At 69.7% G+C, this 20206-nt stretch carries 17 protein-coding genes and 1 pseudogene; 15 read left to right on the top strand and 3 right to left on the bottom strand.

Translation table 11 applies throughout. The features are described 5' to 3' along the window. Positions 1-152 precede the first annotated feature (152 nt). The 12 genes and pseudogenes from secY to truA all read left to right on the top strand — a co-directional run bounded on the left by secY (position 153) and on the right by truA (position 8900). The gene (gene secY, locus Vgi01_RS07905) at positions 153-1478 is read left to right on the top strand and encodes a preprotein translocase subunit SecY (protein ID WP_013735937.1); all 1326 of its coding nucleotides are present in this window, start codon (positions 153-155) and stop codon (positions 1476-1478) included. Beyond that, positions 1479-2132 (top strand): adenylate kinase, encoded by a 654-nt coding sequence (locus Vgi01_RS07900; protein WP_013735936.1) that lies wholly within the window; start codon positions 1479-1481, stop codon positions 2130-2132. 93 nt (positions 2133-2225) lie between these two features. Next, positions 2226-3077 (top strand): type I methionyl aminopeptidase, encoded by an 852-nt coding sequence (gene map / locus Vgi01_RS07895; RefSeq protein ID WP_204290581.1) that lies wholly within the window; start codon positions 2226-2228, stop codon positions 3075-3077. Positions 3078-3161: 84 nt separating this feature from the next. Continuing rightward, positions 3162-3716 (top strand): annotated as a pseudogene (locus Vgi01_RS07890) (DUF1707 SHOCT-like domain-containing protein); the annotation flags it as partial. Positions 3717-4071: 355 nt separating this feature from the next. Continuing rightward, positions 4072-4293 carry a translation initiation factor IF-1 gene (gene infA / locus Vgi01_RS07885; protein ID WP_007073013.1) on the top strand — a complete coding sequence of 74 codons (222 nt, stop codon included), beginning with the start codon at positions 4072-4074 and terminating at the stop codon, positions 4291-4293. A gap of 90 nt (positions 4294-4383) precedes the next feature. After that, positions 4384-4497, top strand: a complete 114-nt coding sequence (gene rpmJ / locus Vgi01_RS07880) for a 50S ribosomal protein L36 (RefSeq protein ID WP_012184307.1) — start codon at positions 4384-4386, stop codon at positions 4495-4497. A 268-nt stretch (positions 4498-4765) separates the two neighbouring features. Further along, a complete protein-coding gene (rpsM, locus tag Vgi01_RS07875; protein WP_013735933.1) occupies positions 4766-5146 on the top strand; it encodes a 30S ribosomal protein S13 in 381 nt (126 codons plus the stop codon). Between the two features lie 89 nt (positions 5147-5235). Continuing rightward, complete coding sequence (gene rpsK / locus Vgi01_RS07870; protein ID WP_007073011.1) at positions 5236-5643, top strand: 30S ribosomal protein S11; 408 nt, start codon at positions 5236-5238, stop codon at positions 5641-5643. Between the two features lie 14 nt (positions 5644-5657). Continuing rightward, entirely contained in the window at positions 5658-6284 is a 627-nt protein-coding gene (gene rpsD / locus Vgi01_RS07865) for a 30S ribosomal protein S4 (RefSeq protein WP_013735932.1), read from the top strand. A gap of 98 nt (positions 6285-6382) precedes the next feature. Continuing rightward, positions 6383-7405: a DNA-directed RNA polymerase subunit alpha gene (locus Vgi01_RS07860; protein ID WP_013735931.1), complete on the top strand. Its 1023-nt coding sequence runs from the start codon at positions 6383-6385 to the stop codon at positions 7403-7405. Positions 7406-7439: 34 nt separating this feature from the next. Continuing rightward, the gene (gene rplQ / locus Vgi01_RS07855) at positions 7440-8000 is read left to right on the top strand and encodes a 50S ribosomal protein L17 (protein WP_102658916.1); all 561 of its coding nucleotides are present in this window, start codon (positions 7440-7442) and stop codon (positions 7998-8000) included. Positions 8001-8069: 69 nt separating this feature from the next. Continuing rightward, entirely contained in the window at positions 8070-8900 is an 831-nt protein-coding gene (truA, locus tag Vgi01_RS07850; RefSeq protein ID WP_204290580.1) for a tRNA pseudouridine(38-40) synthase TruA, read from the top strand. 3 nt (positions 8901-8903) lie between these two features. Here the strand turns inward: truA and Vgi01_RS07845 are convergent, their stop codons facing one another. Beyond that, a complete protein-coding gene (locus Vgi01_RS07845; RefSeq protein ID WP_204290579.1) occupies positions 8904-10007 on the bottom strand; it encodes a hypothetical protein in 1104 nt (367 codons plus the stop codon). Between the two features lie 125 nt (positions 10008-10132). Here Vgi01_RS07845 and Vgi01_RS07840 point away from each other — a divergent pair, with 125 nt between their 5' ends. The 3 genes from Vgi01_RS07840 (at position 10133) to Vgi01_RS07830 (ending at position 13506) form a co-directional block, all read left to right on the top strand. Further along, entirely contained in the window at positions 10133-10738 is a 606-nt protein-coding gene (locus Vgi01_RS07840) for a class I SAM-dependent methyltransferase (RefSeq protein WP_204290578.1), read from the top strand. 56 nt (positions 10739-10794) lie between these two features. After that, entirely contained in the window at positions 10795-12474 is a 1680-nt protein-coding gene (locus Vgi01_RS07835; protein ID WP_204290577.1) for an ABC-F family ATP-binding cassette domain-containing protein, read from the top strand. Positions 12475-12552: 78 nt separating this feature from the next. Beyond that, a complete protein-coding gene (locus tag Vgi01_RS07830; protein ID WP_204290594.1) occupies positions 12553-13506 on the top strand; it encodes an aldo/keto reductase in 954 nt (317 codons plus the stop codon). A gap of 76 nt (positions 13507-13582) precedes the next feature. On the opposite strand, the gene Vgi01_RS07825 is transcribed toward Vgi01_RS07830, so the two are convergent. Further along, complete coding sequence (locus Vgi01_RS07825; RefSeq protein WP_204290576.1) at positions 13583-14128, bottom strand: hypothetical protein; 546 nt, start codon at positions 14126-14128, stop codon at positions 13583-13585. A gap of 61 nt (positions 14129-14189) precedes the next feature. Then, positions 14190-20030 (bottom strand): ThuA domain-containing protein, encoded by a 5841-nt coding sequence (locus tag Vgi01_RS07820; protein ID WP_204290575.1) that lies wholly within the window; start codon positions 20028-20030, stop codon positions 14190-14192. Positions 20031-20206 lie beyond the last annotated feature (176 nt).

Raw genomic sequence — 20206 nt, 5'->3', positions numbered from 1 at the left:
TTCGGTTTATGTAGCCGGGCACATCTGCCCGGACCGGGATCGGGCTGTTAGAGTCCCTTCCCAGCATGGAGAATCGGGCACCCTGCCCGACACCACCACCACCCCGATCCGCCTGGGATGCCCGGCGGCCCGCCTCGCGCAGGAGGAAGAAGTTGCTGTCCGCCTTTCTCAGTGCGTTCCGTACGCCTGACCTGCGCAAGAAGCTGCTGTTCACAGTAGGCATCATCGCGATCTACCGGCTCGGCGCCACTCTGCCCAGCCCAGGTGTCTCGTACGGCAACGTGCAGAAGTGCCTCGACACGATCGAGGGCTCCACCGGTGTGCTGAACCTGCTCGACCTCTTCTCGGGCGGCGCACTGCTCCAGCTGTCGGTCTTCGCGCTGGGCATCATGCCCTACATCACCGCGTCGATCATCCTGCAGCTGCTGACGGTGGTGATCCCCCGGCTCGAGCAGCTCCGCAAGGAGGGCCAGGCCGGCCAGGCGAAGATCACCCAGTACACCCGCTACCTGACCCTCGGCCTCGGTGTCCTCCAGGCCTCGGCGTTCGTGGCGCTGGCCCGCTCCGGCCAGCTGTTCAACAACCAGTGCGACGAGTTCCCGATCATCCCGCAGGGCACCGGCATCCCGGACTGGCTGACGCTGTCCATCCTGGTGATGACGATGACCGCGGGTACCGGCGTGGTCATGTGGCTCGGTGAGCTGATCACCGACCGCGGCGTCGGCAACGGCATGTCCGTCCTGATCTTCACCTCGATCGCCGCCCGGCTTCCCAGTGAGGGCTGGCGGATCAAGGAGAGCCAGGGCTGGTTCAAGTTCTTCCTCGTCATCGCTCTGGTGCTGGTGGTCATCACCGCGGTCACCTTCATCGAGCAGGCCCAGCGCCGCATCCCGGTGCAGTACGCCAAGCGCATGATCGGCCGGCGGATGTACGGCGGCACCTCGACCTACATCCCGCTGAAGGTCAACCAGGCGGGTGTCATCCCGGTCATCTTCGGTTCGTCGCTGCTCTACCTGCCGCAGCTGGCGCTCCAGTTCTTCGACCAGAACGACCCGGGCAAGACCCAGGCGTGGATCCAGAACAACCTGGTCGACCCGACCAGCCCGATCTACATCTCGGTCTACTTCCTGCTGATCATCTTCTTCACCTACTTCTACGTCTCGATCACGTTCAACCCGACCGAGGTCGCGGACAACATGAAGAAGTACGGCGGTTTCGTGCCGGGCATCCGCCCCGGCAAGCCCACCGCCGACTACCTGGACTTCATCCTCAGCCGCATCACCCTGCCGGGGGCGCTGTACCTCGCGATCATCTCGATCCTGCCGAACTTCTTCTTCATCTGGCTGGACCGGCAGCAGTACCTCAACTTCCCGTTCGGTGGTACCGCTGTGCTGATCATGGTTGGTGTTGCTCTCGAGACCAGCAAGCAGATCGAGAGCCAACTGATGCAGCGGAACTACGAAGGGTTCCTGCGGTAGATGAGACTGGTTCTGGTTGGCCCGCCGGGCGCGGGCAAGGGCACACAGGCAGAGTTCATCGCCGCGCACCTGTCCGTTCCGAAGATCTCGACCGGGGACATCTTCCGGGCCAACGTTTCGCAGGGCACGCCGTTGGGCGTCGAGGCCAAGCGGTACATGGACGCCGGCAAGCTGGTCCCGGACGAGGTCACCATCAACATGGTCCGGGACCGGCTCGCCGAGCCGGACACCGCCGAGGGCTTCCTGCTCGACGGCTTCCCTCGGACCACCCCGCAGGCCGCGGCCCTGGACAAGCTCCTGGCCGACCTGGGCACCGCTCTGGACATCGTGCTGGAGCTGGTGGTCGATGACGACGAGGTGATCCGGCGGCTGTCCGGCCGGCGCACCTGCCGGGGTTGCGGCAAGATCTGGCACGTCGAGTTCGACGCGACCAGCCGGGAAGGCATCTGCGACAGGTGCGGCGCCGAGTTGTTCCAGCGGGACGACGACAAGCCGGAGACCATCGCGGCGCGGCTGCGGGAGTACGCGGACAAGACCGCGCCGTTGGTGGACTACTACGGCGCTCAGGGCAAGCTGGTCGGCATAGACGCCACGGGCCCGGTGGAGGACGTCACGGTCCGCGCGATCGACGCCCTGCGCTCCTACGGGAGCTGACCGCCGTCGGCTGACCGCCACCCGGATAGAGTGCGAACAGCGGGGTACGCTCGGCGTGCCCCGCTGTTCGTGGCAACGAAAGGTATCGCCTCCATGCGTCGTCCCCAGCTGGACATCCAGCTGAAAACCCCCGAGCAGATCGACAAGATGCGAGCCGCCGGCCTGGTGGTCGCGGAGGCGCTTCGCAGGATGCGGGAAGCGGTCGCGCCCGGGGTGACCACGGCCGATCTGGACGCGATCGCCGAGTCGACGATCCGTGAGGCGGGTGCCGTCCCGTCCTTCAAGGGCTACCACGGGTTCCCGGCGTCGATCTGCTCGTCGGTGAACGAGCAGATCGTGCACGCCATCCCGTCGCCGGAGCAGGCGTTGGCCGAGGGGGATCTGATCTCGATCGACTGCGGTGCGGTGCTCGACGGCTGGCATGGCGACGCGGCGATCACCGTCGGCGTGGGCGAGGTCGATCCGGCGCTGCTGCGGATGGCGACGGTCGCCGAGGACGCCATGTGGGCCGGAATCGCCGCCGCCGCCCGGGGCGCCGCCAGCGGCAAGGGCCGGCTGACCGACATCTCGCACGCGGTGGAGAACGCGGTACGCAAGGGCGGCCGGTACGGCATCGTCGACGGTTACGGCGGTCACGGCATCGGCACCGAGATGCACCAGGACCCGCACGTGCTCAACCACGGCCGGCCGGGCAAGGGGCCCCGACTGGTGCCGGGCATGGCGCTTGCCATCGAGCCGATGATCACCATGGGTTCCCCGCGTACCGTCGAGTTGGCCGACGGGTGGACGGTAGTCACCCGGGACGGCTCGCGGGCTGCGCACGTCGAGCACACCATGGCGCTGCTGCCCGACGGGGTGTGGGTGCTGACCGCCCCCGATGGTGGCCGGGGCCGCCTCGGTGACCTGGTCACCGCCCGCCAGCCGAGCAACGCGCCGTCCGCCTGAGTCGCGCCCGAGCCAAGGACCCCGACCCACCTTCGATCGAGTGCCGGGTGGGCGGACTGGCGGGCCGGTGGCATGCTTGCCCGCATGGATGGGCGTGACGGGATGCGGGCAGCGGACGCCGACCGTCAGGCCATCGCCGATCGGCTGCGGGTCGCGCTCGACGAGGGCCGGCTGAACCTGCACGAGTACGACGAGCGACTCCAGCGGGCGTACGCCGCTCGTACCTACGCCGACCTGGACGACCTGGTGCGTGATCTGCCGGCGGCGGGTGCGGTGGCACCGACGCCGGGTGCGGTGCCTGCGCAGCGGGCGGCCGACGGTGCGGTATCGGCGTCCGACGGCGCCGTCGACCGGACGGTGACCGTGCGCTGGCTGGTCGAGGTCTGGGAGCCGTGGCTGAAGACTGTCGGGATCGTGGTGGCGATCTGGGCGGTGACCTCCTTCGCCTCCCGCGACCTGCTTTACTTCTGGCCCGCCTGGGTGGCCGCGCCGTGGGGTGCGATCCTGCTGGTCCAGACCGTCACCGGGCTGGTCGGTGGCGAGCCCCGGCGGTGGGCGGCAGAGCGGGAGCGCCGCCGGCGGCGGCGGGCCGAGAAGAGGGCCGTCAAGCGGGACCGCAAGGCCGCCCGTCATCTGCCGCACCACGGCCGGCGATCGGCGGGCGGAACCGAGGCCCTGGCCGATGCGCAAGGGTCGCAGCATGACCTGGGTCACCAGGCGACCGAACCGGGCCGCGTGCCGCAGCAGCCGGAGGGGAATGCCTGAAAGGCACGTTTGTCGTGCCGGTCCGGGCGTATTGGCCGGTCGGTTTGGCGACGGCGTGCATGCGGGCGTACACTTTCTGATCGGCGCACAGCGTCCACTCCGCCATGCCCACCAAGCGCTTCGGTGGGACGCGGAGCCGCGGCTGGCGCGGGTCAACTGATCATGATCAGCACCCGTGTAAGGCGTTGTGAGCCGGTCCGGAGTAACCGACGTCAGGACAGCGGAGGACATGCCGAAAAAAGACGGAGCCATCGAGATCGAAGGTCGGGTCATCGAGCCCCTGCCGAACGCCATGTTCAGGGTGGAGCTCGCCAACGGCCACAAGGTGCTGGCTCACATCAGCGGCAAGATGCGGCAGCACTACATCCGTATCCTGCCGGAGGATCGGGTCGTCGTGGAACTCTCGCCGTACGACCTGACCCGCGGGCGCATCGTCTACCGCTACAAGTAGTCCTGACGACGGCCGGAAACGTCCCGTGTCCGTCTTCGACGTCCGGTGTCGCGCCTCGTGGTGCCGGGCCAGATGGGAAGTAAGGCAACCGTGAAGGTCAAGCCGAGCGTCAAGAGGATCTGCAACAAGTGCCGGGTTATCCGCCGGCACGGCCGGGTCATGGTCATCTGCACCGACCCGCGCCACAAGCAGCGCCAGGGCTGATCGTCACGGCCGACCGGTGACCACCGGTCGGCCGAGGGCGTGATCCGGGCCGCAGATCCAGCCAGCACATCACACATGCTCGTCCCAGCCGCGAGCGGTGCGCAGCGCGTACTTTCTCGTGGTTGACCCCCGGTCGGAGGCCGGGGCCCGCTTGGGCAGCGACCGAACCGCGTCGCCGGCGCATCACGCGCCGGAGGGACAGGTCGGTCGGTAGCGGGGTGGGACGGGTCCACACCTCCGCGAGACAACACAAGGAGTACGCCCACAGATGGCACGTCTAGTCGGCGTCGACCTCCCCCGCGAGAAGCGGCTGGAGATCGCGCTCACCTACATCTTCGGCGTGGGTCGCACCCGCGCTCTGGAGACGCTCGCTGCCACCGGCATCTCGCCGGACAAGCGCGCCCGGGACCTCACGGACGAGGAGCTGGTCCAGCTCCGTGACCACATCGAGGCCAACTACAAGGTTGAAGGCGACCTGCGCCGCGAGGTCGCCGCTGACATCCGCCGCAAGGTCGAGATCGGCTGCTACGAGGGCATCCGGCACCGCCGGGGTCTGCCCGTCCGTGGCCAGCGGACCCGTACCAACGCCCGCACCCGCAAGGGCCCGAAGCGGACGGTCGCCGGCAAGAAGAAGCCCGGCAAGAAGTAATTCTCTTTCACCGGAGTGCGGGTCCGGGTCTGCCCAGGTAGGCCAGGCCGCAACCCGTGCCGGGAAGTCAACTAGGAGCGCACAGACTTATGCCACCGAAGGCTCGTGCCGGGGCCGCTGTAAAGAAGGTCCGGCGCAAGGAACGCAAGAACGTCGCCCACGGGCAGGCGCATATCAAGAGCACCTTCAACAACACCATCGTGTCCATCACGGACCCGACCGGTGCCGTCATCTCCTGGGCCTCCGCGGGCCAGGTCGGCTTCAAGGGTTCGCGCAAGTCGACCCCGTTCGCCGCCCAGCTGGCCGCCGAGGCCGCTGCGCGTCGGGCCATGGAGCACGGCATGCGCAAGGTCGACGTGTTCGTCAAGGGCCCCGGCTCCGGCCGGGAGACCGCCATCCGTTCGCTGCAGGCGGTGGGCCTGGAGGTCGGGCAGATCTCCGACGTCACCCCGCAGCCGCACAACGGATGCCGTCCGCCGAAGCGTCGTCGGGTCTGAGAGGTTAGAGAGAGATGGCTCGTTACACCGGTGCTGACTGCCGCCGTTGCCGGCGGGAGAAGATGAAGCTGTTCCTCAAGGGCAGCAAGTGCGATGGTCCGAAGTGCCCGTTCGAGTCCCGGCCGTTCCCGCCCGGGCAGCACGGCCGCGGCCGCACCAAGGAGACGGAGTACCTGCTCCAGCTCCGTGAGAAGCAGAAGGCTCGCCGGGTCTACGGCGTGCTGGAGAAGCAGTTCCGCGGTTACTACGAGGAGGCCGTGGCCAAGCAGGCCAAGACCGGTGAGGTCCTCCTGCAGATCCTCGAGTCGCGGCTGGACAACGTGGTCTACCGGGCTGGCTACGCCAAGTCCCGGGACATGGCCCGTCAGCTGGTCAAGCACGGTCACTTCACGGTGAACGGCAAGAAGGTCGACATCCCGTCGTACCGCGTCAGTGCACACGACATCATCGAGGTTCGGGCGAAGAGCAAGGAGCTCACCCCGTTCATCGTGGCTCAGGCCGAGGCCGGTTCGAAGACCGTGCCGGCGTGGCTGGAGGCCATCCCGAGCCAGATGAAGGTTCTCGTGCACTCGCTCCCGGCCCGCCAGGTGATTGACACCCAGGTCCAGGAGCAGCTGATCGTCGAGCTCTACTCCAAGTAAGGGCTCGTTGCGGTGGTCCGCCCGGCGACGGGCGGGCCACCGGAACAGTTTGTGTCGTGGGCGTCATATGGCGGGCGCCCCGGAAGAGAAGAGAAGACATGCTCATCAGCCAGCGACCGACCCTCTCCGAGGAGTCGATCAACGAGACCCGGTCCCGGTTCACCATCGAGCCGCTGGAGCCGGGCTTCGGCTACACCCTGGGCAACTCGCTGCGGCGTACGCTGCTGTCGTCCATCCCGGGTGCGGCGGTCACCTCGATCAAGATCGACGGTGTGCTGCACGAGTTCACCACGATCCCCGGCGTCAAGGAGGACGTGGTCGAGCTCGTCATGAACATCAAGGAGCTCTGCGTCAGCTCCGAGCACGACGAGCCGGTCAGCATGTACCTGCGCAAGCAGGGCCCGGGCGACGTGACCGCCGGTGACATCCAGCCCCCGGCCGGTGTCTCGGTGCACAACCCGGACCTGAAGCTCGCCACCCTCAACGGCAAGGGCCGGCTCGACATGGAGCTGACCGTCGAGCGGGGTCGTGGCTACGTCACGGCGGCGCAGAACAAGCAGGCGGGCGCGGAGATCGGCCGGATCCCGGTCGACTCGATCTACTCGCCGGTGCTCAAGGTGACGTACCGCGTCGAGGCGACCCGTGTCGAGCAGCGGACCGACTTCGACCGGCTGATCATCGACGTCGAGACCAAGCCGTCGATGGGCCCGCGTACCGCGCTGGCCTCGGCCGGTTCGACGCTGGTGGAGCTGTTCGGGCTGGCCCGGGAGCTGGACGAGACGGCGGAGGGCATCGACATCGGCCCGTCGCCGCAGGACGCGCAGCTGGCGGCGGACCTGGCCCTGCCGATCGAGGAGCTGGACCTCACCGTCCGCTCCTACAACTGCCTCAAGCGCGAGGGCATCAACTCCGTTGGTGAGCTCATCGGGCGTACCGAGGCCGACCTTCTCGACATCCGTAACTTCGGCCAGAAGTCGATCGACGAGGTCAAGATGAAGCTCGCCGGGATGGGTCTGGGGCTGAAGGACTCGGCTCCGAACTTCGACCCGGCGCACGTCGTGGACGCCTTCGGCGAGGCCGACTACGACACCGACGACTACCGCGAGACCGAGCAGCTCTAGTCCGCGCTGCCGCCACACCTGAGGAGCACCAAGCATGCCCACGCCCACCAAGGGCCCCCGCCTCGGCGGCAGCCCCGCGCACGAGCGGCTGATGCTGGCCAACCTGGCCACCGCGCTGTTCCAGCACGGCAAGATCCAGACCACCGAGACGAAGGCCCGGCGGCTGCGTCCGCTGGCCGAGCAGCTCATCACCAAGGCCAAGCGCGGCGACCTCGCCTCGCGTCGGCGGGTACTGGGCGTCGTCAAGGACAAGGACGTGGTCTACTCCCTGTTCGACCAGATCGCGCCGCGGTACGCCAACCGCAACGGTGGCTACACCCGGATCGTGAAGACCGGTCCGCGCAAGGGTGACGCCGCTCCGATGGCGATCATCGAGCTGGTCGAGGAGCTGCAGGTCACCGAGCCGACGGCGAACCGCAAGACCGCCGCCCGCAAGGCCGCCCAGCAGGACAAGGTCGAGGCGCTCGCCCCGGCCGAGGAGGCCCCGGCCGCGCGTTCGGCCGACCAGGACTCCGAGGCTCCGGTGTCGGCGTCCGGTGACACCGCCGCCGCCCGCGAGGACAGCGACCTGGCCACCGAAGAAGGCAAGGCCTGATCCAGGCCGTCGTCGGGCCCGGCATCCCCACGGGGTGCCGGGCCCGAGTCGTCTTGAGGGAGGTACGACGTGGACGAGCGGGTCCGGCTACGGCTGGATGTCGCGTACGACGGCACGGACTTCTCCGGCTGGGCCGCCCAGCCGGATCGGCGTACGGTCGCCGGGGTCCTGGTGGAGACGCTGGATCTGGTGCTCGGCGCCGGGACCGCGACCGGGTTGACGGTGGCTGGTCGTACCGATGCCGGTGTGCACGCCTCCGGGCAGGTCTGTCACCTCGATCTGCCCGTGGAGGTCTGGCGCGAGCACGAGGGCCGGCTGCTGCGCCGGCTGGCCCGGCTGCTGCCGGGCGATGTGCGGGTCCGGGCGATGACCGAGGTGCCGGCCAGCTTCGACGCCCGCTTCTCCGCCACCTTCCGGCGGTACGAGTACCGGGTCACCGACGCCCCGTGGGGTGCCGAGCCGCTGCGTCGACACGAGGTGCTGGCCTGGCCGCGCCCGCTCGACACCGATCGGCTCGCCGCCGCCTCCGCCGGGCTGGTGGGGGAGCACGACTTCGCCGCGTACTGCCGACGCAAGGAGAACGCCACCACGTTGCGGGAGGTGACCCGGCTGGACTGGCGGCGTGACCCGGACGGGATCCTGGTCGCCACCGTGCAGGCCGACGCGTTCTGCCAGGCGATGGTGCGCAGCCTGGTCGGCGCGATGCTGGTCGCCGGGGACGGCCGCCGACCCGTGGAGTGGCCGGCCGGCCTGCTGACGCGGCGGGAACGGTCCAGCGAGGTGACCGTCGCGCCCGCGCACGGGTTGTCCCTGGTGGCGGTGGGCTACCCGGACGATCCGGCCGAGTACGCGCGCCGTGCCGAGGCGACCCGACGGTTGCGGGTGCCGGCCGACGCCTGAGGCTCAGTCCTCGTCGGACCCGTCCTGACGTCCGGCGCCGTCGGTGGGCTCGGGCGAGGGCTGGTTGGCGACACCGCCGTTGGCCCGCCGTTCCAGCACGTCCCGGTTGAGGTGCAGTTCGAGCATGTCGAAGAGGATCTCGCGGACGGCCGTGTCACCGGAGCGGATGGTTGCGCCGTCCGCGCGGGAGACCACCGCGTACGCGACGTAGTGGCCGCGTACCTGCCAGCCGACGCGGGCGGGGGCGGTGGCGATGGCGTCGGTGCCGTCGCCGGCCGGCATGCCGCGGAAGCGGCCCTCCCGCTCGTCGAGCACCTGGCGGATCCGGTCGCGGGCCCGTTCGGCGCTGGACCTGTCGGTCAGGTTGAACAGGCCGGTGGTGACCAGGTGTTCCTGGTCGGGGGCGCGCAGGGTGGCCCGGACGACCTGGTTGCAGCCGAGCCGCACGAGCAGATCCGCGACCTCGCCGGTGGCCGCCACCGGGCAGCTCGCGCTCGACTGGGTGCGCAGCACCTCGTACCCGTTCTGGCTGTCGCCGATCGCCAGGGTGCTGCTGGGGAAGACTTCCCGGGCGGTCAGCGGTGCCTGGTCGGTGTCGCGGGAGTCGAGGTCGCTCGCCTGGGTCGGATCCGTGCCCGGGGTGTTGTCCGGTGTGGTGTTCGGGGCGGCCTGCTGGCCGATCAGCTGCCGGCCGTCGAGCAGCGCGGCACCGGCCAGACCACAGAGGGCGAGCAGCACCAACGCGGCGGCGCCACCGATCAGCACCTGCCAGGTGCGGCCACCGCCGCGACGTGGCGGCGGCACGGTCGCGGCCTCCTGCGGTGCGGGTACGGCGGCGGGCAGGTCGTACTGGGCCGTCGGAGCGGCCTCGTAGTTCGGAGCGGCCTCGTAGTGCGGCACCGCGTCCTGCACCGGCGGGGAGGCTGCTGTCGACGTCCCCGACGAGGGCAGCACCAGCTGGTTGGGCCGGGGCAACGACGGCGCGGGGAAGCGCGACGGCGACGGGCCGGACGGCACCGCACCGGCTGCGGGCGGTGGCTGCCCCTCGGAGTCGTCGTCCCGGTACGGGACGAAGGCGTCCTCATCGGAGTCGTACCGATATACCATGTCGTCCAGAGTAGGGACTTTTATCCCTTTAGTAGGTTTTTCTGGGAAAACGAGCGGCGGGTCGTGTCGCCGCCGGGCTACTCCGTCCCGTCGGGCGGGTCGAGGCCGGTGCGAGAATGACCGGCGTGACCGGGGACCATTACTTCACCACCGCACCGAGCGCATCCGCCCACCCGCGCGAGGTGCAGTTCGCCGTCGCCGGCCGCGAGTTCACCCTGGCCTCGGCGTCCGGGGTGTTCTCGGCGACCCGCCTCGATCCGGGTACCGGCGTGCTGCTGCGCAAGGCCGACCTGCCGCCCGCCACGACCGAGGGCGCCCTGCTCGACCTCGGCTGCGGCTTCGGTCCGATCAGCTGCGTGCTCGCGACCGTCGCACCGACGGCGACGGTGTGGGGGGTGGACGTCAACGAGCGGGCCCGGGAACTCACCGCCGCCAACGCGGACCGCCTGGGTCTCGCCGACCGCCTGCGGGTGGCCGCACCCGAGGACGTACCCGCCGACCTGGCCTTCACCCAGATCTGGTCCAACCCGCCCATCCGACCGGGCAAGGACGAGCTGCACGCGCTGCTGTTGCGCTGGCTGCCGCGGTTGACCCCGGACGGGGTGGCCTGGCTGGTGGTCGGTCGCCACCTCGGCGGTGACTCGCTGCACCGCTGGCTGGTCGAGCAGGGCTGGCAGGTGGAACGGCACGCCAGCCAGAAGGGCTTCCGGGTGCTTCGCGTCACGCGGTGAGCCGCCGACGCCGGTAATCGGTTGGCTCCTCCGTCGGGCTCCGGGAGGATGCCCGCGTGGGATATGTGGACGTGGCAGCGGTCGGGTACGTCCTGCCGGACGGGCGGGAACTCTTCGCCGACGTGTCGTTCCGGGTCGGTGAGGGTGCCAAGGTGGCACTGGTCGGGCCGAACGGCGCCGGCAAGACGACGTTGCTGCGGATGGTCGCCGGTGACCTGCCGGTGCGTGCCGGCACCATCGCGCGTACCGGTGGGTTGGGCGTGATGCGCCAGTTCATCGGCATGATCGGGGACGAGTCGACGCTTGCCGACCTGGCGTTGTCGCTCGCCCCGCCACCGCTGCGCGAGGCCGGTCGCCGACTCGCCGAGACCGAGGCGGCCATGCGCGCGGCCGAGCTGCGCGGCAAGTACAGCAACGCCGCCGGCAAGGCCCAACTGGCGTACGCGGACGCGCTGGCCGCCTGGGGCGAGACCGGCGGGTACGACGCGGAGGTCCTCTTCGACACCGTCGCCACCATCGTCCTGGGCCTGCCCTGGGACACCGCCCGGCAGCGACCGGTACGCACCCTCTCCGGCGGTCAGCAGAAGCGCTTCGCGTTGGAGTTGCTGCTGCGCGGCACCGACGAGGTGCTGCTGCTCGACGAGCCGGACAACTTCCTCGACGTGCCCGGCAAACGGTGGCTGGAGGCGCGGCTGCGCGAATCCGGCAAGTCGGTGCTCTACGTCTCGCACGACCGGGAGTTGCTGGCGCACACCGCCGACCGGGTGGTTGCCGTGGAGGGCGGCAGCGCCTGGGTGCATCCGGGTGGCTTCGCGAGCTGGCACGAGGCTCGGATGGCCCGGCACGCCCGCCTCGACGAGCAGCGCCGCCGCTGGGACGAGGAGCACCAGAAGCTGCGTGAGCTGATGCTGATGTACAAGCAGAAGGCCGCGTACAACGACGGGTTGGCCTCGCGCTACCAGGCCGCACAGACCCGGTTGCGCAAGTTCGAGGAGGCCGGGCCGCCGCCCGTACCGCCGAAGGACCAGGACATCCGGATGCGCCTGACCGGCGGACGGACCGGCAAACGCGCGTTGGTCTGCGAGCAGTTGGAGCTCGACGGCCTGACCTACCCGTTCGACCTGGAGGTCTGGTACGGCGACCGGGTCGCGGTGCTCGGTGCCAACGGCACCGGCAAGTCGCACTTCCTGCGGCTGCTGGCGCGCGGTGGCACGGACCCCGATCCGGCCAACCCGCCGGTCGACGGCGCGGCGGTGCTCGCACCGGTGGCGCACGGCGGTGTCGCGCGGCTCGGCGCCCGGGTGCGTCCCGGGCACTTCTCGCAGACCCATGACCGTCCCGAGCTGACGGCGAAGACCCTTGTCGAGATCCTCTGGCGCGGTGACGAGCACCGGGACGGCATGGACCGGCACGCGGCGATGGCGGCGCTGAGCCGGTACGAACTCGCCGGTCAGGGCGACCAGCGCTTCGGCACCCTCTCCGGTGGGCAGCAGGCCCGTTTCCTGGTGTTGCTGCTGGAGCTGTCCGGGGCGACCCTGCTGCTGCTCGACGAGCCCACCGACAACCTCGACCTGGCCTCCGCCGAGGCGCTGGAGGCCGGCCTGGCCGCCTTCGCCGGCACGGTGCTCGCGGTCACCCACGACCGCTGGTTCACCCGCACCTTCGACCGGTTCCTGCTGTTCCGCGGCGACGGCGAGGTGGTCGAGACCGACGAACCGGTGTGGGACGTCGGTTGACGGTGGCCGCCCCGGGTCACCGTCCGGTGAGGCCGCCCGGCCGCTGAGCCTGCGGCATATGGTGATCTCGTGAGTGAGATGACCTATCGCCGGTTGGGCGACTCCGGGCTCGTGGTGTCCGCTGTGGGGATCGGCTGCAACAACTTCGGCCGCAAACTCGACCTCGACGGCACCCGCGCGGTGGTCGACGCGGCTCTCGACGTCGGGATCAACTTCTTCGACACCGCCGACATCTACGGCGAGCCGCACGGCGCGTCGGAGACGCAACTCGGTGCCGCCCTCAAGGGCCGCCGCGACGACGTGGTGCTGGCGTCCAAGTTCGGCATGTCGATGAGTGGCGCCAACGGGCGGGACTTCGGCGTACGCGGCTCACGGCGGTACGTGATGCGGGCGGTGGAGGCGTCGTTGCGCCGACTGGACACCGGCCACATCGACCTGTACCAGTTCCACGAGCCGGATCCGGGCACCCCGATCGACGAGACCCTCGCCGCCCTGGACGACCTGGTCCGCGACGGCAAGGTGCGCTACCTGGGCAACTCCAACTTCGCCGGCTGGCAGATCGCCGACGCCGACTGGACGGCCAAGACTCGCGGGCTGACTCGCTTCGTCAGCGCGCAGAACAACTACAGCCTGCTCAACCGGGACGCCGAGATCGAGGTGCTGCCCGCCTGTGAACGCTTCGGGCTCGGCATGCTGCCGTTCTTCCCGCTGGCCAACGGGCTGCTCACCGGCAAGTACAAGCGTGGCGAGGCGCCGCCGGCCGGTAGCCGGCTGGCCGGTGGCGGCCGGTACGCCCAGCGGCTCGCCGCCGCCGACTGGGACACCATCGAGGCCATCGAGGCGTACGCCGCCGAGCGTGGCGTACCCATGTTGCACGTGGCAATCGGCGGGCTGGCCGCCCAACCGTCGGTGGCCTCGGTCATCGCCGGAGCGACCACGCCCGAGCAGGTACGCGCCAACGCGGCGGCCGGGTCCTGGCAGCCCACCGACGCCGACCTCAAGGCGCTGCGCGAGGTGCTCGACCGCCGCTAGCGGCCAGCGAAACGACACGGGACGCGGAACGGCCCGGCACGCGTGATGCGTGCCGGGCCGTATCCGTCGACGCTGGTTACGGGCGGCGGCGACGCCGGCCGAGCAGCGGTGCGGTCAACGCCACCACGATGAGCGTGGCGACACCGAGCCCGACCGCCCACCACCAGCCGGGTGCCGTGCCGTCGCCGCCACGGTCGGCCCGCGCCGGTTCGGCGTCCCGGTTCTCGGCGACGGGCACCACCGGCGGCGGCTGCGCCACCCGTGCCTGCACCTTCGCCGATGCCGTGCCGGAGTAGGGCGCGGCCGGCTTCACCCGCACCTTCCACTCGCCGGGGGAGAGAATCGGGCCGGTGGTGTAGAAGCCCTGTCCCTCGGCGGCCGGTTCCAACTGCACCGGGCCGACCGTGCGGCCCTCCGAGCCGGTGGCGGTGAGCACCAACCGGACCGCCTTGTCCAGGTAGTGACCGTCGGCGTAGGTGGCCTGGATGGTCACCCCGTCGGCACCGTCACCGGCCACCGTCAGCTTGAGCTTGTTGTTGTGCGCCGCCGCCGGGTTCGCGGCGAGGACCGCCAGGAGCAGAGCGGCGATCATGGCGGTGGTCACCGTCCGGATCCGGGTCACGGTGCCTCCTCACGTCGTTGAGCGGGGCCCCGCCCGGACGATGCCGGGCGGGGCCCACTGATCACAGGCGACGGCCGGGTGCGAGCCGGGTGGGGTCGTCACCGAGGCGTCCAGCGCCCTTGACGGACTTGCCGTCATTGGCCTTGACGCCCGCCGTGCTGGCCGTGCCGCCGAGCCGGACGATCATCGCGTCGGCGTCCCGGATCAGCACTTCCCGGATCTCCGCCTCGGCGACCAGCTTGGTGTCGGCGGCAAGGTCACGGAACTTGATCAGCTCCTTGATGGCCTTGTCGTCCTTGCCCTTGGCCTCCTCCTTGCGGACCTTCTCGAGCTGCTTCGACAACTGGTCGTACGCCTTGTTGGACAGGCGTCCGGTCGCCTTGAACCGGTCCAGCAGGTTCTGCATGTCCCGGAACGAGGTGGTGACGAAGAACCGGACCGACGCGGTGGTGGCGTTACCCGCCTTGTCGGTCGCGGTCACGGTCAGCTCGTGCAGACCCAACGGCAGCTCGTACATCGCCTGCAGCGTGCCGCTGGCGTACGGCCGGCCGTTGAGCGTGCCGACCACGGTGGCGATGCCGGAGGTCGGGTCGACCGCCTGCCAGGACACGCGCACGTCCTGGCTGTCACCGTAGAGCTGACCGTCGGCGATGCCGGAGACCAGCAGGGTCGGCTTGGTGCCGTCGATGCGTACCACCGCGGACTTCAACGTCTCGACGTTGCCGACCTTGTCGGTGGCCCGGTACAGCAGCTCGTGGGTGCCGTCGCCGGTGATCTCCACCGGCTCGGTGTACGGCGTCCACGCGCCACCGTCGAGCGACCACTCCAGCAGCTGCACCCCGGAACCGGCGTCGGTCGAGGTGAGCACCACCGGGATGGTGCCGTTGTGCCAGCCCTCGTCGTTCGCCGGAGCGAACGACGCGGTGCTGACCGGCGCGGTGGTGTCGATCCGGACGGTGACCGTCTTCGTCGCCTCCACGTTGCCGGCCTCGTCGACGGAGCGGAACCGCAGCTCGTGCTCGCCGTCCCCGGTCACCTGCACCGGGTCGGTGTAGGCGGTCCACTCGGTGGCCTCGCCGAGCTGGTACTCGGTGCGGGCCACCCCGCTGCCGCCCTCGGAATCGGTGGCGGACAGCGTGACGGTCACCGGACCGGTGTGCCAGCCCTCGACCGGCGTACCGGACACCTCGGCGGTGGTCACCGGAGCCACGGTGTCGCTCGGCACCTCCTCCGCGGAGAACCGGAAGTAGTCGAACGACGCCACCTTCGAGGCGGTCTGGTTGCCGCTGAGGGTGAACACGCCCACCTTCGGGGTCGCCCCCACGGCCGCGTTGACCAGTTCGGTCAATGCCGTCCAGGTGGTGCCGTCCGCCGAGTACGACGCGGTGAAGGTGTCACCGGCGCGGGACACCCGCAGGGACCACTCGGACGAGGTCAGGTTCTCCGCACCCGGCTGCGGGTCCTGGATCACCCCGTCGATCTCGCTGCGGAACTCGATCCGCCGCGTCACCGGCTGACCGGCCTGGTTGTCCACGACGAAGTCGAACTTGAGGTAGTTGTCGTCGTCGCCGTACACGATCAGACCCGCCTGCTGGTACTGCTCGTCCAGCAGACTGCCGTCGATCCTGGTCTCCATCGTCCAGTCGCCGGTCGGGGCGTTCTGCAGGATGAAGTTCGTCGGATCGGTGTTGTTGGTGCCGTAGATGTCACCGTTGGGCACGTCGACGTAGAGTTTCCCGCCGCTGACCCGGTAGGCGCTCGGGTCCTCCCGCAGGATCGCGTTCCACCGGCACTTGTCAAGCGAGATGCCGTCGAACTCGTCGGACGGGTCGACCGGCCCGGCCGGGGAGTCCGGCGTCACCTGGAACCAGTCGAACACGGCATCCACGACGGGGGCGTCGGTGCCACCGTTGAGGGCGAACAGGCCGATCCGCGGGTTCTCGATGCCGGCCAGCGCGGCGGACCGCCCGACCGGGCTGAAGGTCTGCCCGTCGGCCGACATCTCCGCGGTCAGGTTGGTGCCGTCGCTGCTGATCCGCAGGTAGACGGTGTCACCGTCCGGTGCGGCGACGTTGTCGGCACTGTCGTTGCGCGGCGTGCCGGCAGTCTCCCGGAGGAACTCCACCCGCCGGCTGCCGTTGTAGAGCAGGTCGACCTTGGCGTAGTTGTCGTCGTCGCCGTAGATGATCAGACCGGCCTGCTGGTAGGTCGCCGTCACCGGGACAGTGACCTTCGTGGTCGCCTGCCAGGCACCCGACGGTGCCGGCTGGAGCACCAGGTTGGTGGCGTCGTTGCGGTCGCCGTAGAGGTCGCCGACCCCGGTGGGCAGGCGCAGCGCGCCGTCGGAGACGGACAGCAGCTGGTTCTCCCGGACCACGCTGGTCCACCGGTCGCGGTTGAGCGTGTCGCCGGTGAAGTCGTCCGAACGCGCCCCGAGGCAGGAGGTGTTCGGCGATTCGATCCGGACCGGCACGGTCGCGTACGACCGGGCACCCCGGCTGTCGGTCACCGTCAGGGTGGCGGTGAAGTTGCCGGGCGCGGCGTAGGTGTGCTCGGCGTTGAGCGTGTCGGCCGTACCGCCGTCACCGAAGTCCCACTCGTACGTCAGCGGGGTGTCGCCCTCGGGGTCGGTGGCCGTACCGCTGAACGCGACGGTGAGCGGCGCGGTGCCGCTGGTCGGCGTGGCGTTGGCGGTGACGACCGGCGGAGCGTTGTCGGTGACACCCTTGCCGAGGAAGTCGATCCAGTTGACGTTGAACAGGCTCGCCGTGCCGCCGGCCGGGTCGCGGGCGACGAAGAACAGCTTGCCGTTCGAGTCGGCGTCAGCGGGAACCTCGGCGGTGACGTCGGTGTACGACTGCCAGTCTCCGGTCCCCGGTACGACGACCGAGGTGACAAGCGGACCGTCGGCCGCACCGGCGCGGACCTCGAGCCGACCGCCGGAGTTGGCCGAGGCCACCCGGAAGCGGATCGACTCGATGCCGGTCAGGCTGGCCGGCTCGACCGACCACCAGTCGCCGTCCTCGATGAAGCCGATGTTGTCACCACCGCCTGCGGTGTCCCCGGTGGCCTCCTTGGCCACACCCGGGTCGCCGCTGCCGGTGCCGTCGGCCAGCCGGCCGGTGTTGGAGTAGTACTCGGCCTGCTTGCGCTTGGGCTGGAGGATCTCCAGGGCCCGGCCGGTCAGCGGGTTGGCCCCACCGGAGCCACCCTTGTCGGTGTAGGTCGCCTCCAGCACGGTGAAGACGTTCGCCTCGGCGCCGTGTCCGGCGGCGAGCTGGGTCTGCACCACACCTTCGCAGCCGGTGTGCTGCTCCAGCGGGTGGGCGTGCTCGTCGTGACCGAGGAGCACCTGGAGTTCCACGTCGGCGCAGTCGATCTCGCCGTCCTCCGGGTCGGTCACCTTGATGGTGTACTTGACCTGGTCACCCCAGTCGAAGAAGCCGCCGTCCGGCGGGAACTCGATGGTGACCGTCGGTACGGTGTTGCCGACCGTGACCGGCACGTTCGCCACCGCGGTGCGCCCCTTGGGGTTGGTCACGGTGAGCTGGGCGTTGTAGTTGCCCGCCGAGGCGTACGTGTGGGTGGGGTTGGCCACGTCGGAGCTGTTGCCGTCACCGAACGTCCAGGCGTAGGTCAACTCGCCACCGTCCGGGTCACGCGAGCCGGCGCTGGAGAAGCTGACGGTCAGCGGAGCCGGCCCGGAGGTCGGGTTGGCGCTGCCCACGGCGATCGGAGCCCGGTCACCGGCGATGTAGTCGATCCGGTAGACCCCGGAGTTGTCGTTGTTGCCGCCGAAGCCGCTGCCCCACTCGATCATGTAGAGCGCACCGTCGGGGCCGAACTCGAAGTCCATCGGACGGATGAAGCTCATCCCGTCCAGCAGGCGGTTGATGTCCACCAGGGACTTGCCGTCCGCGGTGAGCTGCATGGTGTACATCCGCGACTGGTTCCACTCACCGAGCAGCGCCTTGCCGTCGAAGTACGCCGGCCACTTGCGGTCGGAGTTCAGGTCGGCGTCGTACCGGTAGACCGGGCCGCCCATCGGCGCGCCGCCGCCACCGATCTCGGGGAACAGCGGGTTCGCGGCGTAGCCGTAGTCGACAGTGGCCGAGACGGCCGGCGGCAGGTTGGTCAGGCCGGTGTTGTTGGGCGAGTCGTTTACCAGGTTCGCGCAGTCGAACTTGGCACCGCTCGGCCCGGACGGGAACTGGTAGTCGTTGTACGCCTTGTTCGCGCCGTGGCAGTACGGCCAGCCGAAGTTGCCCGGCTTGTCGATGATGTTCCACTCGACGAGACCCTCCGGGCCCCGGTTCGGGTTGGCGGAGTTGGCGTCGGGCCCGTAGTCGGCCACGTAGAGCACGTTCGTGGCGAGGTCGATGCCGATCCGGAACGGGTTACGGAAGCCCATCGCGTAGATCTCGGGACGGGTCTTCTCGGTGCCCGGCGGGAAGAGGTTGCCCTCCGGGATGGTGTACGTCCCGTCGTCCTCCGGGTGGATCCGGATCACCTTGCCGCGCAGGTCGTTGGTGTTGCCGGAGCTGCGCTGCGCGTCGTAGTCGGCGCGGCCGGGCCGCTCGTCGATCGGCGTGTAGGCGTCGGAGGAGAACGGGTTGGTGTTGTCCCCGGTGGCCAGGTAGAGGTTGCCGTCCGAGTCGAAGACCATCGTCCCGCCCGCGTGGCAGCAGGTGTTGCGCTGCGTGTCGACGCGCAGGACCTCCTTCTCGCTGGCCGGGTCGATCGAGTCGCCGGTGACGGTGAACCGGGACAGCAGGTTGCGCGCGATCCCGTCGTTCGGGGCGTAGTAGAGATACACCCAGTTGTTCGTGGCGAAGTTCGGGTCGAGCCGGATGCCGATCAGGCCGTCCTCGTTGCCGGTGAAGACGTCGAGGTCGAGGGCGGTGACGGTGCTACCGGTGTCCGGCTTGATGATCTGGACCCGGCCGTCGCGCTCGATGTAGAAGACCCGGCCGTCGGGGGCGATGTCCAGCTCCATCGGGTTGCTGGTGTTGCTGTCCAGCGTGACCTTCTCGAAGCTCGACGTCAGCGTGGCGCGGCAGTCGGCGCTGCTGACCCCGGCCGCGGTGCGGATGCCGCCGAGCAGATGCTGGAGGAACTCCGGCTCGGCGTACGACTCGCGGGTGTGGCCGCCGCCGGTGTACCAGGTCCGGCCGCCGTCGTAGTCCCGGCACCAGGCGATCGGGTGGTCGTGACCCATCGCGCCCGCGCCGGGGGAGTAGCTGCGCTCGTCGAGCGTGGCCAGCACGTGCACCTTGCCGCGCGGGTTGGTCCGGAAGTTGTACCACTCGTCGTAGCGGGACCAGCGCTCCGGCAGGTGGGCGGTGGACTCGTGGGCCGGGTCCTCCACCTTGACGGTGGCCGTCTGGTTGGCCGGGTGGTTGGCGAAGTACGCGCCCACCAGCTCGCCGTACCAGGGCCAGTTGTATTCGGTGTCGGAGGCGGCGTGGATGCCGGCGTAGCCGCCGCCGGCCTGGATGTAGCGCTCGAACGCCTCCTGCTGCTCGGCGTTGAGCACGTCGCCGGTGGTGGAGAGCCAGATCACCGCCTCGTAGCGGGCCAGGTTCTCATCGGTGAACGCGGCGCCGTCCTCGGTGGTGTCGACGGTGAACCCGTTTGTGGCACCGAGCTGCTGGATCGCGGCGATGCCGGTCGGGATCGAGTCGTGCCGGAAGCCGGCGGTCTTGGAGAAGACCAGGACCGAGAAGTCCTCGGCTGCGGCGTTCGCGGCGGGCGCGGCCTGCTTGACGGGGGCGCTCTGCGCGACGGCCTTTACGCTCGGCGCGGCCTGTGCGGCAGGAACGCCGACGAGGCCGGTCGCGGCGAGGCCGAGGGTGAGAAGTGTGGCGGTGATGGGTACGCGGGCACGGGGTGGTCGGGACACTCCGGTCTCCTCTGTCCTTGCTGGACGGGGTCGCGGGGGCCGGCTCGCCGAAGACCGTCCCAGATGGAGCAGGTCCGGACACCTCGCCGGTGGTGTCCGTTCCAGCATTATGTCGATTCGCTGAACAAATTAGCCCCGCTGAAACGGTTTATGGCAACACTTCGATTGATAACGTT

Origin of the sequence: Micromonospora gifhornensis (assembly GCF_016863515.1) — a bacterium.
GTDB classification, from domain to species: domain Bacteria; phylum Actinomycetota; class Actinomycetes; order Mycobacteriales; family Micromonosporaceae; genus Micromonospora; species Micromonospora gifhornensis.
The sequence above is the reverse complement of the archived record's forward strand: the minus strand, read 5'-3'. Positions and strand labels throughout refer to the sequence as shown.

Bases quoted from the DNA above. Each gene is read 5' to 3' on its own strand.
- Vgi01_RS07900 (WP_013735936.1), top strand. From the start codon at position 1,479: ATGAGACTGGTTCTGGTTGGCCCGCCGGGCGCGGGCAAGGGCACACAG.
- map (WP_204290581.1), top strand. From the start codon at position 2,226: ATGCGTCGTCCCCAGCTGGACATCCAGCTGAAAACCCCCGAGCAGATC.
- infA (WP_007073013.1), top strand. From the start codon at position 4,072: ATGCCGAAAAAAGACGGAGCCATCGAGATCGAAGGTCGGGTCATCGAG.
- rpsM (WP_013735933.1), top strand. From the start codon at position 4,766: ATGGCACGTCTAGTCGGCGTCGACCTCCCCCGCGAGAAGCGGCTGGAG.
- rpsK (WP_007073011.1), top strand. From the start codon at position 5,236: ATGCCACCGAAGGCTCGTGCCGGGGCCGCTGTAAAGAAGGTCCGGCGC.
- rpsD (WP_013735932.1), top strand. From the start codon at position 5,658: ATGGCTCGTTACACCGGTGCTGACTGCCGCCGTTGCCGGCGGGAGAAG.
- Vgi01_RS07860 (WP_013735931.1), top strand. From the start codon at position 6,383: ATGCTCATCAGCCAGCGACCGACCCTCTCCGAGGAGTCGATCAACGAG.
- rplQ (WP_102658916.1), top strand. From the start codon at position 7,440: ATGCCCACGCCCACCAAGGGCCCCCGCCTCGGCGGCAGCCCCGCGCAC.
- Vgi01_RS07845 (WP_204290579.1), bottom strand. From the start codon at position 10,007: ATGGTATATCGGTACGACTCCGATGAGGACGCCTTCGTCCCGTACCGG.
- Vgi01_RS07830 (WP_204290594.1), top strand. From the start codon at position 12,553: ATGACCTATCGCCGGTTGGGCGACTCCGGGCTCGTGGTGTCCGCTGTG.